At 61.1% G+C, this 14,732-nt stretch carries 11 protein-coding genes and 2 pseudogenes; 2 read left to right on the forward strand and 11 right to left on the reverse strand.

Annotated elements, in window-relative coordinates; all coding sequences use genetic code 11:
• The first annotated feature begins 2 nt into the window (after positions 1 to 2).
• Positions 3 to 1,715, forward strand: a complete 1,713-nt coding sequence (locus tag BGRAMDRAFT_RS23565) for a sensor histidine kinase (RefSeq protein ID WP_006051361.1) — start codon at positions 3 to 5, stop codon at positions 1,713 to 1,715.
• Positions 1,716 to 1,883: 168 nt separating this feature from the next.
• The gene (locus tag BGRAMDRAFT_RS23570; protein ID WP_006051362.1) at positions 1,884 to 2,654 is read left to right on the forward strand and encodes a response regulator transcription factor; all 771 of its coding nucleotides are present in this window, start codon (positions 1,884 to 1,886) and stop codon (positions 2,652 to 2,654) included.
• A gap of 988 nt (positions 2,655 to 3,642) precedes the next feature.
• On the opposite strand, the gene BGRAMDRAFT_RS23575 is transcribed toward BGRAMDRAFT_RS23570, so the two are convergent.
• From BGRAMDRAFT_RS23575 to BGRAMDRAFT_RS23615, 11 genes and pseudogenes are all read right to left on the reverse strand, one after another.
• Positions 3,643 to 4,680 (reverse strand): IS481 family transposase, encoded by a 1,038-nt coding sequence (locus BGRAMDRAFT_RS23575; RefSeq protein ID WP_006051363.1) that lies wholly within the window; start codon positions 4,678 to 4,680, stop codon positions 3,643 to 3,645.
• Positions 4,681 to 5,128: 448 nt separating this feature from the next.
• Positions 5,129 to 5,292: pseudogene (locus BGRAMDRAFT_RS34655) on the reverse strand (IS110 family transposase); the annotation flags it as partial.
• A 285-nt stretch (positions 5,293 to 5,577) separates the two neighbouring features.
• Positions 5,578 to 6,597: an IS110 family RNA-guided transposase gene (locus BGRAMDRAFT_RS23580; protein WP_006051364.1), complete on the reverse strand. Its 1,020-nt coding sequence runs from the start codon at positions 6,595 to 6,597 to the stop codon at positions 5,578 to 5,580.
• Between the two features lie 285 nt (positions 6,598 to 6,882).
• Positions 6,883 to 7,902: an IS110 family RNA-guided transposase gene (locus BGRAMDRAFT_RS23585; RefSeq protein ID WP_006051364.1), complete on the reverse strand. Its 1,020-nt coding sequence runs from the start codon at positions 7,900 to 7,902 to the stop codon at positions 6,883 to 6,885.
• 498 nt (positions 7,903 to 8,400) lie between these two features.
• A pseudogene (locus BGRAMDRAFT_RS33890) lies at positions 8,401 to 8,651 on the reverse strand (helix-turn-helix domain-containing protein); the annotation flags it as partial.
• 89 nt (positions 8,652 to 8,740) lie between these two features.
• Positions 8,741 to 9,436: an SDR family NAD(P)-dependent oxidoreductase gene (locus tag BGRAMDRAFT_RS23590; protein WP_175130977.1), complete on the reverse strand. Its 696-nt coding sequence runs from the start codon at positions 9,434 to 9,436 to the stop codon at positions 8,741 to 8,743.
• Between the two features lie 20 nt (positions 9,437 to 9,456).
• Positions 9,457 to 10,797, reverse strand: coding sequence for an NAD(P)/FAD-dependent oxidoreductase (locus BGRAMDRAFT_RS23595; RefSeq protein WP_006051366.1), 1,341 nt, complete (start codon positions 10,795 to 10,797; stop codon positions 9,457 to 9,459).
• Positions 10,798 to 10,820: 23 nt separating this feature from the next.
• Entirely contained in the window at positions 10,821 to 11,618 is a 798-nt protein-coding gene (locus BGRAMDRAFT_RS23600) for an amino acid ABC transporter permease (protein ID WP_006051367.1), read from the reverse strand.
• 54 nt (positions 11,619 to 11,672) lie between these two features.
• Complete coding sequence (locus BGRAMDRAFT_RS23605) at positions 11,673 to 12,485, reverse strand: substrate-binding periplasmic protein (protein ID WP_006051368.1); 813 nt, start codon at positions 12,483 to 12,485, stop codon at positions 11,673 to 11,675.
• A 33-nt stretch (positions 12,486 to 12,518) separates the two neighbouring features.
• Positions 12,519 to 13,244 carry an amino acid ABC transporter ATP-binding protein gene (locus BGRAMDRAFT_RS23610; protein WP_006051369.1) on the reverse strand — a complete coding sequence of 242 codons (726 nt, stop codon included), beginning with the start codon at positions 13,242 to 13,244 and terminating at the stop codon, positions 12,519 to 12,521.
• 52 nt (positions 13,245 to 13,296) lie between these two features.
• Positions 13,297 to 14,622: an NAD(P)/FAD-dependent oxidoreductase gene (locus tag BGRAMDRAFT_RS23615; protein ID WP_044021813.1), complete on the reverse strand. Its 1,326-nt coding sequence runs from the start codon at positions 14,620 to 14,622 to the stop codon at positions 13,297 to 13,299.
• Between the last annotated feature and the right edge of the window lie 110 nt (positions 14,623 to 14,732).

Below are 14,732 nucleotides of genomic sequence, written 5' to 3' on the forward strand. Positions count from 1 at the left end.
CAATGAAAGACATGAGTTCCGGCTGCAGTGAGCGGCGCTCGTTTACCGAAACGTCGGTTCTTGCCGGGCCGTCGACGGATGTTGCACGTGCATGGCTCCGGCTGATGGCGGTGCTCATGTCGTGCTGCCTGATCTTGTGCAGCATTCCCTTGCTGCACCGCCTGGACCTTGTGCTTCTGGACGCCGCCTCGCACTCCGCGGAGGGAATCGAGGCCTCCGCGCTGCCTCTCCCTTTCGGCTTCTTGATCACATTCCTTTTCAATGAAAGTGTCGTGCCGCTCGTGTGCGTCGCCCTGTACCTGCTGGGCCCGCGCGACAGTCTTATCGTATCGGCCTGCCTCGCATGTGCACTGATTGCAATTGCCTATGCCGTCCTGCGATGGGGACATGCATTCCTCTCACCCACGGCCGGCGTACTCACGTGCATGACGGCATGGCCCCTATGGGCGTTGCGGCGTCAGGAGGCATTGCTTTACTATTTGTCGCGGGACATGGATGCGGTAATGCGCCAACTGTCCCTGACCCAGGGTCTTGCGCGTGCGAGCCGGTTCAGCGATCCAGTCCAGCGTCAGCTCGACGCTATGACGTCGTTATCGGAGCGCGTGCATCGTTATCGGGAGTTTCTGGCGCATTGGATCGACACGCTGCCAGAAGCCACGCTGGTAACATCGCGAGACGGTGTCGTGCTGCGCGCGAACGAAAGGGTCCTGTCGCTAATGCGGGAATCAGATGCCAGGTGCGGCGCAAGCGGTTCTCCCTCTGGCCGACAGGTAGCCGACGTGCTGTTCGATATTACCGCGTCGCAGCGTGCGATCGAATTCGCCGCCCGGGCACTGTCCTCGATAAAGCCGCTGAACGCGGATGACACGTTACCGCCAGACGTAACGATGCTACTCGGTCAAGGTACAGAGATCGCCAGTGCACGCGGAGCACGCTCGTTACTCGTCAAATGCGCGCCAATCTTTGCCTCTGACGGGCACGATACTTCACTCATTTTCCATATCGCCGACGTGTCATCGATCCGCAAAGCCGAGCGGCAACGCGACACGGCGCTGCGTTTCCTCTCGCATGACATGCGGTCTCCCCAAGCAGCCCTGCTTGCTCTCGTCGAGCAGATGCGACATCAGCCGCCGCGTTTCACACAGCAACGCTTCACCGAACTCGTAGCGCACTATGCGAGCGCGGCGCTTCGGCTCTCGGATGACTTTCTGTTTCTCGCGCGCGCTGAAGGCGTGGCGCCAAAACTGACCCGCGTGGATCCCGCACTCGCGCTGGGCGATGCAGTCGATGACTTCTGGCCGCAGGCGAGTCTCAAATCCACCATGGTCGATCTGATCGCCGAACCTGGAACCAGCCTGATCGCCGATGCGCAGTTGCTGCGCCGGGCCTTCGGCAATCTGATCGGCAATGCAATCAAATATAGCCCGCCCGCATCCACCGTGAGAGTGCGGCTGTCTGAAACGCCGCGGCACCTGCGTATCTCCGTCGTGGATCAGGGCATTGGTATTTCCGTACCAGACAAACAGCAGTTATTTACACAGTTCCGTCAGTTCGATGAGCGTTTCGCGGGCTTAGGTCACGGATTGGGACTTGCATTTGTGAAGACGGTTGTGGATTCGCTCGACGGACGTCTATTCGTGCGCTCAAAGGCTGGGAAAGGCACCGTTTTCACGGTTCGGCTTCCGAGGGCCGACGCTGCGCTAACGCGCGAGTAGATTCCAGGGCGGTGATTCCTGCTGACGTTCGATGCTGTGTTGGGACATCGAGGCGGTTCACGGTTGCGCGACTGATTGAAGGCAAACGTTTGCGGGATGCTGACGAACGGGAATACGGCGCATGTTGCAGAGACAACGGCGCGATTTGAACCATGCACGGGGTAGAGAATGCGCATACTGATTGTCGAGGATGATCCTGTTCAGGCCGACGCGGTATCGGACGTGCTGTCACGGCATCGCCATACCGTGAGCATCGTGAGCGACGGCGAGAAGGCAGTGCAGGCACTGCGCACTGCGTCGGTGGATGCGGTCGTGCTTGACTGGCAGCTACCGAAGATGAGCGGAATTGAAGTGCTCAACTGGATTCGTGACGGTCTCGGAGCCGGGTTCGGCGTTTTGTTTCTGACGAGCCGCGTGCAGGAGTCCGACGTGGTTCGCGCGCTCGAAGCAGGTGCCGACGACTATCTCATCAAGCCGTTCCGGGCGGATGAACTGGCCGCGCGCGTTAACGCGCTTCTACGCCGGAGTGCTCGACATGTGGTATTCGACGGCCCAATTCGCGCAGGCGACTACGTTCTTGACCCGAAGGAGCGCTCCATCATGCTGCGCGATCAGCCGATCGAGTTGACAACCAAGGAATTCCAGCTAGCCGCAGCGCTGTTTAGCAATCTGGGCAAGATCATGTCGCGGGAGCTTCTTGCAAGGGCCGCGTGGGGTCGAGAACTCGGCGTGGAGTCGAGGTCACTCGACACCCACATCTATCGGATCCGCCAGAAATTGAATTTGCGACCGGAGAACAGCTTGCGCCTGACCTCTATTTACACAGCCGGATATCGCCTCGATGCAGTCAAGCCGCGAGTTTTGGACGCAGTAAATGAGTTGACCAGTGGCAGTGCATTCGCCCCCCGCGAAGCCGCCGACATCGCTGCTGCTTCTTGAGAGAGGCCAATCGCGGCAAAAGGCAAAAGCGCGAGCCCCCGTCCGGGCATTGCAGACAACGGGGTGCCTGATGGACGCGCCCTCACGCCGTATGACTGAAGCGCAATTGAGTCTTCAGGTAATGCAGGAACGCTCGCACCTTCGGCGACGGCGCTCGTTCCTTGCGGAACAACGCATTGAGATGCGATGCGGACGCGGCGTCGGTAATCTTGGTCGACCATCCGGCACGCCTTATGCGCTGGGTTTTCAGGGCGGGATCGATCAGAAATGTACCCTTTCGTCAGTAAGAGTGACGGGTATGAAAGTAGGAGCTTTCATAGCCTTCATTTCTGGACAGATGCTCTTTAAGAGGCAGCACCGTGTAGGCCTTCGCGCAAGGGGCAGCTAAGCGCGTCGGAACTGTGTTGCTCGCTGGTTCTGCCGGATGCCCGTCGCTGGGTTAGAGGGCGGTCAGTTATCGTCCGACCGGGGCGGAAGGTGCTCGTGCGGAGCGGGCTCGGCGGGCGTCGGCGTCGTGAACGTGGTCGTCAGAAGAGACGGGTGCCGTGCTGGGTGGCGCTTCGCCCGTCGCGCCGGGCGATGGCCGTGCGGGATCGGGGACGGTATCGGAACGATCGGTAGACATACTGGGCTCCTAAGGTGACGGATGGCGTCTTTAGCAATATAGGCGGCTCAGCGAGACAAGGGAGCAGAACTGGTCGGCAGTGAAGGAGCGGATAGTTGTGGCTATCCGACCCTTCGTTTCACTGCGTTGGGGAGGAGGGCGGAAAAATGCCCGCTCACACAACTAATTTCGGCACTAGTCGTCAAGTAAATCTGTGACCACGACGCGCGGGTGGTCGTCGCTTGCGCACGACGCTCAGCCGACCTTGTGGTTGCGGCGTGTCCGCTTCACTCAAGAAACAGTGAGGGGCCTCCGCAGTCGATAAACTGTATTAGGCTGGACTGCACCTGACAGGTAGTCGGGGAAGCAAAGGGAGAAACTGATTTAGTGAGGGATCAGTTTCTCCCTGGCGAGTTCGAGAGAATCGAGGTAGGTGCGCATGGGCGTCTTGCCGTAGCACCATCGTCCCTGATGTTCGCGCTCATTGTTGTACTGGTCAAGCCATTCATCCAGATCGGTCTGCAACGCCTGGATCGAGTCGTAGATCTTCCTGCGGAATGCGATGCGATAGAACTCATTGAGCATGGTCTTGTGAAGCCGCTCGACGATGCCGTTGGTCTGGGGCGAACGCGCTTTGGTACGGGTGTGATCAATGTTCTCGACGGCCAGGTAGAGTTCGTATTCGTGATGCTCGGGGTTGCCGCAATACTCAGTGCCACGGTCAGTGAGCACGCGTATGAGCGGGATGCAGTAGCTGTCAAAGAACGGTACGACGCGATCGTTGAGCAAATCGGCCGCCGGCAGCGGCGTCTTGCGGTCGCAGAGTTTGGCGAACGCCACCTTCGAGTAGGTGTCGACGAAGGTCTGCTGGTAGACGCGGCCCACGCCCTTGAGCGTGCCGACATAGAAGGTGTCCTGGGCGCCGCAATAGCCGGGGCATTCCGATTCGAATTCGCCGTGCGTTTCCTTTTCCAGTTTGGCGCGTTCAAGCGCAGTGACCTGCGATTCGGTCAGCACCAGTCCTTCCTGGGCGGACTTCGCCTCCAGCGCCTTCAGGCGCTTGTTCATGGTCTCGAGATCGTGACGTAGCCAGATGCTGCGCACACCCTGCGGCGAGACGCTCAGGGCATGGCGCTTGAGGACCTCGTTGGCAATACGGATCTGGCCGTGGGCAGGCAGTTCCAGAGCCAGTTCGACCACCGCTGCCTCGACCTGCGGATCCACGCGGTTCTTCGGTAACGGACGATGGTGGGAGATTTCCTGCAGCGCGGCTTCGCCACCCTTATCGTACAGTTCCTTAAAGCGGTAGAAGCTGTCGCGGGAATATCCCATTACGCGGCAGGCCTGGCTGACATTGCCTAGCTGCCGGGCCAATTCGAGCATCCCGATCTTGGCGCGGATGACTTTCTGTTCCTGAGTCATGGCGGACTCCTTGCGGTTCGCCGTGCGCGTCACCGCTTCGGGCTACGCCCTCCGCGCCAACGCGCATCAGCACGAGAAACCGACCACTGTCAGATTTAGTCTAGTCCATTGCACATACAGACGCCACCGGCATGGCTCGCTGACCGTCGCTGCATGCCGTACTGCTTCAGATGCCTCGTGCTAAATGACGCGGACGTGTCAGCTCCACGCTGGAAACGTGAGTGGCTTGATCCGACAGCGGAATTCTGTAGCGTGCACCACAGGCCCCTTGAAACGGTGCCGGCGTCCGTGTTCCGGCTATCAAATCACTTCGACGCCGCGCTTCGGGCGATCAGCCACTACCGCGAAAAATGCTTGTTTCGGGCCACCGGCCGCCTGCGCTAGCAGAATTAATGGACAGCATTAGCGCTCGAATGGACACCGCTAGCAAGATTAACGATCTCCAACACCCGCACGCTTCAAGAGCGACACGCCCGGCGGGACGCTGAGCCAGAAATGCGATCAGATCGTCACGGCCAACCTCCGATTCGCGATCTCGCCGGTTTGGGCGTCGACCCAGTACAACTGGAACACCCGCTTTGCAACATCCAGTCCGTATGTCGTAGCATTCATTTGGGGCTATATGAGCACCTCCCGTTTGCACAAGATTCGCATGTTCCAACGTTGACAGGATGGGTTGCAGCTCTATATCCGGGCTTATTGCAGCCGATGTTGCCGCTGCGGCCCCCTATGAAATCCGCTGACTCGCACCTCATTCCTCCGGCGAGCTCGAAGCTCTGCCCCAAATCCAGGTTTAGCAAGTCCCGGTCCGACCTGTCTTGTCATCACATACGTTGCCCGCGCAACCTTCAGCGTTCACCCTGTGTTAAACGTTACCTTCTGTGCCGGGCTAACCGGTCATGCCGGTTTCGCGCTCACGTATCCTTTCTGGTACGGTCGATCGTGAGCCAGTACTGCCCAGATCGTTCGCGCCATCTTGTTGGCCAACGCGACAATCACCACGTTCAACGGTCGCCGCTTCTTCATTTGCTCGATCCACGGGCCGGGCTCCTTTGCATTCGTCAACACGCTGCGCGCACCGTGAATCAGCAGCGTGCGCAGATATGTATCGCCGAGCTTACTGATCCCGTGCAGGTTTACCTTGCCGCCCGACCCGGTTTGCTTCGGTACCAACCCGACCCACGCAGCGAACTCGCGACCGGATCTAAATGCCTTCACGTCGCCCATCATCGCGACTGCCGCCGTCGCCGTCAGCAATCCCACGCCTGGAATCTCGCTGATCGCCTTCACCGCGCGATCGTCTTTCTTCCATTCCCGCATTCGCCGCTCGATACGGGCAATCTGTTCGTCCAACTCCGCGACCCGGTTCCACTGCTCGCGCAAGGTATCGATGAGTACCGCGGGCAACCGATCTGCGACCCGTGCAAGTACTTCCGGTATCGCCTTCGTTATAGCGGCCCGGCCCTTGCCCATCACTTCGCCGTATTCGGTCAGCATTCCGCGCAGCCCGTTAATCTGCATCGTGCGGAACGCCACCATTCGTTCTCGCGTCCGGTGGAGCGCCAGCATCGCCTGCTGCATCTCTGTCTTTACCGCGACAGGCTTGCTTGGTTGCTGCACCGCCAGCCAGATCGCCCGCGCGTCCGCTGCATCGTTCTTATTGCGAATGTTGAACGCTTTCACGAATTGCGCCGGCATCAGCTTCACCTGATGGCCCATCTTCGTGAGTTGCCGTGCCCAGTGATGCGCACCGCCGCAAGCCTCCATCCCGATCAGGCACGGCGCGCGATTCGCGAAATACTCGAGGAACTGCGCACGTTTGATCGGCTTGTTCACAACCTCCCCGGTCCCTTCATCCACGTAGTGCATCTGCATGACGTTCTTTGCAATGTCGATCCCAACGGGCGTAAGCTTCATGAGGGTCTATATGAGCACCTCCCGTTTGCACAAGATTCGCATGTTCCAACGTTGACAGGATGGGTTGCAGCTCTATATCCGGGCTTATTGCAGCCGATGTTGCCGCTGCGGCCCCCTATGAAATCCGCTGACTCGCACCTCATTCCTCCGGCGAGCTCGAAGCTCTGCCCCAAATCCAGGTTTAGCAAGTCCCGGTCCGACCTGTCTTGTCATCACATACGTTGCCCGCGCAACCTTCAGCGTTCACCCTGTGTTAAACGTTACCTTCTGTGCCGGGCTAACCGGTCATGCCGGTTTCGCGCTCACGTATCCTTTCTGGTACGGTCGATCGTGAGCCAGTACTGCCCAGATCGTTCGCGCCATCTTGTTGGCCAACGCGACAATCACCACGTTCAACGGTCGCCGCTTCTTCATTTGCTCGATCCACGGGCCGGGCTCCTTTGCATTCGTCAACACGCTGCGCGCACCGTGAATCAGCAGCGTGCGCAGATATGTATCGCCGAGCTTACTGATCCCGTGCAGGTTTACCTTGCCGCCCGACCCGGTTTGCTTCGGTACCAACCCGACCCACGCAGCGAACTCGCGACCGGATCTAAATGCCTTCACGTCGCCCATCATCGCGACTGCCGCCGTCGCCGTCAGCAATCCCACGCCTGGAATCTCGCTGATCGCCTTCACCGCGCGATCGTCTTTCTTCCATTCCCGCATTCGCCGCTCGATACGGGCAATCTGTTCGTCCAACTCCGCGACCCGGTTCCACTGCTCGCGCAAGGTATCGATGAGTACCGCGGGCAACCGATCTGCGACCCGTGCAAGTACTTCCGGTATCGCCTTCGTTATAGCGGCCCGGCCCTTGCCCATCACTTCGCCGTATTCGGTCAGCATTCCGCGCAGCCCGTTAATCTGCATCGTGCGGAACGCCACCATTCGTTCTCGCGTCCGGTGGAGCGCCAGCATCGCCTGCTGCATCTCTGTCTTTACCGCGACAGGCTTGCTTGGTTGCTGCACCGCCAGCCAGATCGCCCGCGCGTCCGCTGCATCGTTCTTATTGCGAATGTTGAACGCTTTCACGAATTGCGCCGGCATCAGCTTCACCTGATGGCCCATCTTCGTGAGTTGCCGTGCCCAGTGATGCGCACCGCCGCAAGCCTCCATCCCGATCAGGCACGGCGCGCGATTCGCGAAATACTCGAGGAACTGCGCACGTTTGATCGGCTTGTTCACAACCTCCCCGGTCCCTTCATCCACGTAGTGCATCTGCATGACGTTCTTTGCAATGTCGATCCCAACGGGCGTAAGCTTCATGAGGGTCCTCCGGCTTGGCTCTGGAAAATCTCTATGATCTTCCGTTTTGGGCACTTTGATGCCGTCGCCCCGTGAGGGCCCACCTTTCTGCCTTCAACTCCTACCTCTCACGGGTGGGAGGCGCTCATTCCATTCCTCCGGCTTGGCTCTGGAAAATCTCTATGATCTTCCGTTTTGGGCACTTTGATGCCGTCGCCCCGTGAGGGCCCACCTTTCTGCCTTCAACTCCTACCTCTCACGGGTGGGAGGCGCTCATTCCATTCCTCCGTTCCTTCAAGTGGTTGTGTTGCAACTCCACTTTGGCACATTGATGCCGTTCGGTTCTGGAGGCCCTCAATCATGGCCACTTCCCCGAAGGGAGGGCGGTGTCCATTCCATCTCGGCCAATCCCGGACGGTCGCCGTAGTTGCAAAGCTGACATTCGACCGTCTGCTTCGCTCAGGCATCAGCCGTATTAGGGCGCGCCGCGCGTAGACAAGCACGATGCACAGAGCGGCTTCAGTTGCCGGTCGCCGGCCCCCCCCGGCGGACGCTCCTGCGCGGGGCATCTGCGGGCACGCCAAACGTTCCGAGGAACGCGCGGCGCCTACATTCCCGATCCGCAAAACCCGTTTCCTGCACCGCCGGGTTAACTGTGTGGCGGCCCTGCTCGATCATGAATCTGGCTGCTTTTAGGCGAAGCCGTTCCACCGCTTTGGCTGGCGACTGACCGGTCTCGGCTACGAAGGCACGGCGAACTGACGAGGACTGCACCGCGGCCCGTGTCGAACCGCAGGCGATGCCGGCTTCATCAGTCGAAGACTGACCTTGCTTCAGCTCAAGAAGGCGCAGGCGCCCGCTAAAGCGTCTCCTCATAGCGGCAATTAACCAGCAGTTCCGCCACGCTCGTCGTATTCGGCAATTCGATGGTATTCACCATCAGAAGTGCCAGGTCTTGCGGCTGCGTCATCGCCATCGGTTCGATATCGGCGATGCCGGCGGCCATGTCGGTATTCACGAAGCCGGGGCATACCGCGGTCGCCCGCACGCCATCGTCCCAACCCGCGCGGCGCACCGCATGGGTGAGCGCCAACATCGCGTGCTTCGACATCTGATAGCCGACGTTCAGGTTCTTCACCCGTTTGCCGGAGAGCGACGCAAGCTGCACGAAACGTCCGCTTCCCGCGCGGCGCAAATGCGGCAGCGCCGCCTGCACCAGCCGGAAGGGTGCATTTACATTGATCTCGAAGGTCTCGGTCAAGAGCGCATCCGTGCCCGTATCGAAGTCGATCATGCGGCAGATGCCCGCGTTACTCACCAGCACGTCGATGCGCCCGAAGCGCGCGATCGTCGCATCCACCCAGGCGCGGGCGGCGTAGGGATCGCGGGCCTCGTAGGGATGCAGGAACGCATCGGGCACGCCATCGTAAGCGTGCATATTGCGCAGACCGAGCGACAGCCTATAACCGCGCCGCGCCAGTTCCAGCGCAATCTCGCGTCCGATGCCGCGGCTCGCGCCCGACACCATCGCCACTTTGTCCAGGTGCAATTCCATGTGCATTCGGTCCTCGCTCATCAGAATCCCGCGTCGATCGTGATCTTCGAGCCGTCGCTGAAGCGCCCAAGACGGAACGCGTGCGGGTCGACGAGCGGTGCGTCGCCGTTGACGAGGTCGGCCATCAGCCGGCCCGCGCCCGGCCCGATTCCGAAGCCGTGTCCCGAGAAACCGGTGCCGATGAACATGCCCGGCACGCGTGCGACTTCGGAGATGACGGGGATCGCGTCCGGCGTCACGTCGATGTAGCCGGCCCACCGCTGCGCGATGCGCGCGCCCGACAACTGCGGAAACGCTTCGGTGAACGCCTTGAGACCCTTGTCGACGTATGGCACCACGGGGTCAGGATCGAGCGTACGAACATGTTCGAAAACCGTCGATTCGTTGAGCGCCCAGCGGCGCGGCCGCTTGAGTTCGTCGAAAAAACGCTTGCCGATCTGAATCTGCAGCGCGCCCATCTGGCTCTTCAATGCTTCAATGTATTTAAAGAAGAGGCGGAATGAATCGGGCGTCAGATCAGCGTGCGTGCGCAAGCCGTATGCGACCGTGTAGCCGCCGTCCGCGCGCTTGCGAAACGCAAATTCCTCGTTGTTGGCGCTGCACGTGGGGCCGCCTTCGAGCGGTTCGGTGCGCAGCACGGACGCACGCGTGAGCAGTTGCGGCAACTCGACGCCCAGGTTGCCGCAGAAATAGCGCGTCCATGCGCCGCCCGCTACGACAACCGCATCGCAGCGAATCGTCCCATGTTCGGTGACGACGGCGCTCGCGCGCCCGCCGCTCGTCTCGATGCCGCGCACCGCGCACGGCGTGAGAATGCTGACGCCCTTGCGCCGCAGCGCATTGGCGATGGCGGGCGCGGCCTTTTGCGGTTCTGCGCGGGCATCGCCCGGCGTGAAGATGCCGCCCTTGAATGTCTGCGTCGCGCCGGGCAGCAGGTGTGAGACTTCATGCGTGGCCACTTCGCGCGTGTCGAAGGCATCGTCGCCGGCGATCTCGCGGGCGCGCCTCAGCCAGTCGCGGTGACGTTCGAGCACGGCGTCATCGTTCGATACATACAGGATGCCGCACTGGTTGAAGCCGGTGTCGATGCCGAGCGTTCTGTCGAGCGTGCGCCAGATCTTGAGGCTTTCGATGCTGAGCAGAAACTCGCGGGGATCGCGCCTTGTCACGCGCACCCAGCCCCAGTTGCGGCTCGACTGCTCGCCCGCGATGTGCCCCTTCTCGCACAGTGCGACGGACAGCCCTTTTTGGTGCAGCGCAAGCGCCGTTGATACACCGATGATGCCGCCGCCGATCACGACCACATCGGCGCGTTCTGGCAGCTTGATATCGTCGGCGACGGTGTCGACTTTAGGACCCATGGTTTCTTTCAACGAAGTGAGAGTTACAGACGACGCTCGGCCACGGCCGCCGTTTGCGATTGCAGCGCTTCTTCAGCGCGCACGTTGCGCCCGGCGCGCGATGCCTTTTGCTGGCGCGCGGCGGGGTTGATGAAGCGATTGGTCCAGCGGTCCAGATGATTGATCGCGTGCGTGAGCGGCACGGTGATGAGCAGATACACGGCGCCTGCCGCGACGAGCGGCGACAGGTTGGCCGTATTGACCGCCGCGTTTTGCCCGATAGTGAACAGATCACGCTGCGAAGTGAGCAGCCCGAGGAAGTACACGAGGCTCGAATCCTTGACGATCGAGATGAACTGATTGGCAAGCGCGGGCAGAATGCGCCGCACGCCCTGCGGCACGATGACATGGCGCATGCCGCTCCAGTACGTCATACCGAGCGCCTGACACGCGGACATCTGCCGGCGTCCGACGCTCTGGATGCCCGAGCGGAATATCTCCGCGATATACGCGGACGACACCAGCGCCAGCGCCACGATCGCAAGCGGATACGGATTTGGCCCGAACAACGAGAGTCCGACCGGCGCCAGCCCTTGCCCGACCACGAGAATGACCAGCGCGGCGGGCAGGCCGCGGAAGACATCCACGAAAACGCGCACGGGCCAGGTCAGCCAGCGCGTGTGCGACACGGCGCAGAGCGCCAGCGCCATTCCTGCGACGATGCCGAGCGCAGTCGAGATCACCGACAGAATCAGCGTGTTCACGAGACCCGTGCCGATCAACGCCGGCAGCGATTCGACGAGCAGCGGCCAATCCAGGAAGTTCTGCAGGAATGCATTCATGAGGACTCTCTCCTTGCGCTTGACGGTGCGTGACGAAGCAACAACGGCGCGCGCTTACTTCATCGCATACGGCGGCATCGGGTCAGGCTTCGGATAGCCGGGATTGAACTGCTGATAGAGCTTGAGCCACGTCCCGTCGGCCACCAGCTCGCCGATGGCCTTGTTGACCGCCGCTTCGAGCTTCGCGTTGCCCTTGCGGATCGGGAACCCGGCAGGAAGATTCGAAGCTGATATGTCGAGCTTGTCGGCGAGTTTCAGGTCCGGATATTTGCCTTGCAGCCCTTCGAGCAAGGTCTTGTCGATGAAGTAGCCGTCGATGTACTTGTTGCGCAGTGCGAGAAAGCCCGCGTTGATATTCGGAAAGCGGACGATCTGCGCGCCCGGCAGATAGCTCTGCGAATACGTGTCCTCGATGGTCCCTTGCACGACCCCGATGCGCTTGTCCTTCACCGATGCAACGTCCGCGCCGATGGTGCTATCCGGCAGCGTGCCGACGCTCAGAAGACCCGTCAGATAGCCTTCCGAGAAATCGACCATCTTGAGGCGTTCTTTGGTGATCGAGATCGAGCCCGCGGCAAGATCGACCTGCTGATTGGCCACGCTCGGCAGCAAGCCCGCAAAGTCCTGCGCGCGAAAGTCTGCCGTGAGCCCGAGTTTCGCAGCGATAGCGCGCACCAGCTCGACGTCGAAGCCCGTCATCTTGCCGTTGTCGATGTACGAGTACGGCTTGTTGTTCGCGTCGACGCCGGCGACGATCTTGCCCGGCGTCAATGTGCCGACGTCATCGGCGGCGTGGGCGGCGGTCGTCACGCCGACCAGGAAAGATGCGGCCACGGCGAGATGGCGTGCGAGACGAAGTAATCGCATGGTGAGGCTCCCTTCGATTGGACAGCGGTTGGATCAATGGAGGATGCGCGAAAGAAAGTCTCGCGCGCGTTCGGAGCGCGGACGCTCGAAGAAGGCTTCGCGCGTGTCGTCTTCCACGATGACGCCGCGGTCCATGAACAACACGCGGTCGGCCACGCGCTTGGCGAAACCCATTTCGTGCGTGACGCACAGCATGGTCATTCCGTCCTGCGCGAGCGTGGTCATCACGTCGAGCACTTCGTTGACCATCTCGGGATCGAGCGCGGAAGTCGGCTCATCGAACAGCATGGCAACAGGGTCCATCGAAAGCGCCCGTGCAATTGCCACGCGCTGCTGCTGACCGCCAGACAATTGCGCCGGATACTTGTCCTCATGACCGCTCAGACCCACACGGCGCAACAGCGAACGGGCGCGCTCGGCGGCTTCGCCGCGCGTGCGGCCGAGCACGTTCATCTGCGCGAGCATCAGGTTGCGCTGCACCGGGAGGTGAGGGAAGAGTTCGAAATGCTGAAACACCATACCGACGCGCGCCCGTAGCCGTGAAAGATTCGCGCGCTTCGCCGTCACGTCGATGCCGTCCACGACGATCTGCCCGCTTTGCACCGCTTCAAGCCCATTGACGGATTTGATAAGGGTGGACTTGCCGGACCCGGACGGCCCGCAGATCACGACCACTTCACCGCGCGCAACGCTCGCCGTGCAGTCGTTCAATACGCGATTGCCGCCATACCACTTCGAAACGTTGTTCAGCTCGATCATTGTACTTCCTTTCAATGATTCGTCTTCCTGATTGAATCTGCTTGTATTCGCTTCAAGAGAGCGCTTCCCGCACGCGGCCGTGCCACATATCGCCGATCCGGTACAGCGCACTGCCGGCGGGTACCGCCAGCGTGCTGGCCATTCCCGCAACCGAGAGGGGAAATGTGCCTTCGCCAAACGCGCCGACATCCTGCTCGACGCCCGCCATATGTTTGCCGATGCGATGCCCGAGATAGCTCATCAGCGCTACGCCGTTGCCGTTGCAACCGAGCGCGTAGTGCACGCCGTCATGCTGGCCGATGTGCGCGAGCCTGTCCCCGGTCATCGCGACGAAGCCTTTCCACGCATGCGTGACGCGCACGTCGCGCAGGGCGGGCCACAATTGCACCAGCTTCGCGTACAGCCGCCGCGCGGCCTCGCGTTCGTCGATCTCGCGGATGCCGGGTCGCGACCCGAAGATCATTCGCGTGCCGTCCGGCGACGGGCGCGTGTAGAAGAGATTGCGCTTCGAATCGCTGATCATGCGGCGGCCCGGATTGAGCACGTTCATGAGGCCTTCGGGCAGCGGCTCGGTGGCGATCTGATAACTCGCGACCGGCAACACGCGGCGCGAAAAGAACGGCAGCAGTGGACCCGTATAGCCGTTGGTCGCCATCAGCACCTGTTGCGCATCCAGTACGCCGCGCGCGGTGTGCACTTGAAAGCGCGTATTTCCGGTTCGTTCGATTCGCTGCACCGCTGCGTGCGAATGCAGCGTCGCGCCGCGCCGGCGCGCGAGGTGACGCAGCGCACGATGATATTTCGCGGTATGCAGGCCGCCGTATTCGTCGACGAGAATGCCGCCGTAGTAATAGTCGGAGCCGATGATGCCGCGCTGCGCATCGCGCTCGATCACATGCACCGTGACGCCGGTCTTATCGCGCAACAGCTGGCCTTGGCGACGCAGGACGTTGAAATGCGCCGGCGTATAGGCGCCGAAGAAGCGGCCGGTGATGCGCAGATCCGCGTCGAGCGATTCGTCCTGGATGATTCCCTTGAGATAGTCGAAGCTCGCCATCGACTCCTGCATCAGACGCATCAGGCGTTCGGCGGACACGCCGCGAATGGCGTTGGTCAGCGCGAGCTTCTGGCCGCTCGACACCATGCCCCCGCTGCGCGTGCTGCCGCCCGCGCCGATCTCGGCGGCATCTAGCACAGCGACGCGCGCGCCGTGCTTCGCGGCCTCCGCCGCGGCCGAGAGCCCACAATATCCGCTGCCGACGATCACCAGGTCCACGGTCGCCGGCAAAGGCTCCGGCGCCACCTCGGGCGGTGCGGCGTCCCACCAGTACGGCGTGCAGCGGAAGGTTTCGTGAAACAGCAAGTCGTCGGGACGCATGAACTCAACCCTGTTCGTTGATTCGAGTCCAGTGTCGCCCTCGTAAATCATCCGGTCAAATAGCGCCAAAAACGGCTTCCATTCATTTCTGATATGGCAAGCTGACGGCT

This window comes from Paraburkholderia graminis C4D1M (genome assembly GCF_000172415.1).
Taxonomy (GTDB): Bacteria; Pseudomonadota; Gammaproteobacteria; order Burkholderiales; family Burkholderiaceae; genus Paraburkholderia; species Paraburkholderia graminis.

Bases quoted from the DNA above. Each gene is read 5' to 3' on its own strand.
- BGRAMDRAFT_RS23565 (WP_006051361.1), top strand. From the start codon at position 3: ATGAAAGACATGAGTTCCGGCTGCAGTGAGCGGCGCTCGTTTACCGAA.
- BGRAMDRAFT_RS23570 (WP_006051362.1), top strand. From the start codon at position 1,884: ATGCGCATACTGATTGTCGAGGATGATCCTGTTCAGGCCGACGCGGTA.
- BGRAMDRAFT_RS23575 (WP_006051363.1), bottom strand. From the start codon at position 4,680: ATGACTCAGGAACAGAAAGTCATCCGCGCCAAGATCGGGATGCTCGAA.
- BGRAMDRAFT_RS23580 (WP_006051364.1), bottom strand. From the start codon at position 6,597: ATGAAGCTTACGCCCGTTGGGATCGACATTGCAAAGAACGTCATGCAG.
- BGRAMDRAFT_RS23585 (WP_006051364.1), bottom strand. From the start codon at position 7,902: ATGAAGCTTACGCCCGTTGGGATCGACATTGCAAAGAACGTCATGCAG.
- BGRAMDRAFT_RS23590 (WP_175130977.1), bottom strand. From the start codon at position 9,436: ATGGAATTGCACCTGGACAAAGTGGCGATGGTGTCGGGCGCGAGCCGC.
- BGRAMDRAFT_RS23595 (WP_006051366.1), bottom strand. From the start codon at position 10,797: ATGGGTCCTAAAGTCGACACCGTCGCCGACGATATCAAGCTGCCAGAA.
- BGRAMDRAFT_RS23600 (WP_006051367.1), bottom strand. From the start codon at position 11,618: ATGAATGCATTCCTGCAGAACTTCCTGGATTGGCCGCTGCTCGTCGAA.
- BGRAMDRAFT_RS23605 (WP_006051368.1), bottom strand. From the start codon at position 12,485: ATGCGATTACTTCGTCTCGCACGCCATCTCGCCGTGGCCGCATCTTTC.
- BGRAMDRAFT_RS23610 (WP_006051369.1), bottom strand. From the start codon at position 13,244: ATGATCGAGCTGAACAACGTTTCGAAGTGGTATGGCGGCAATCGCGTA.
- BGRAMDRAFT_RS23615 (WP_044021813.1), bottom strand. From the start codon at position 14,622: ATGCGTCCCGACGACTTGCTGTTTCACGAAACCTTCCGCTGCACGCCG.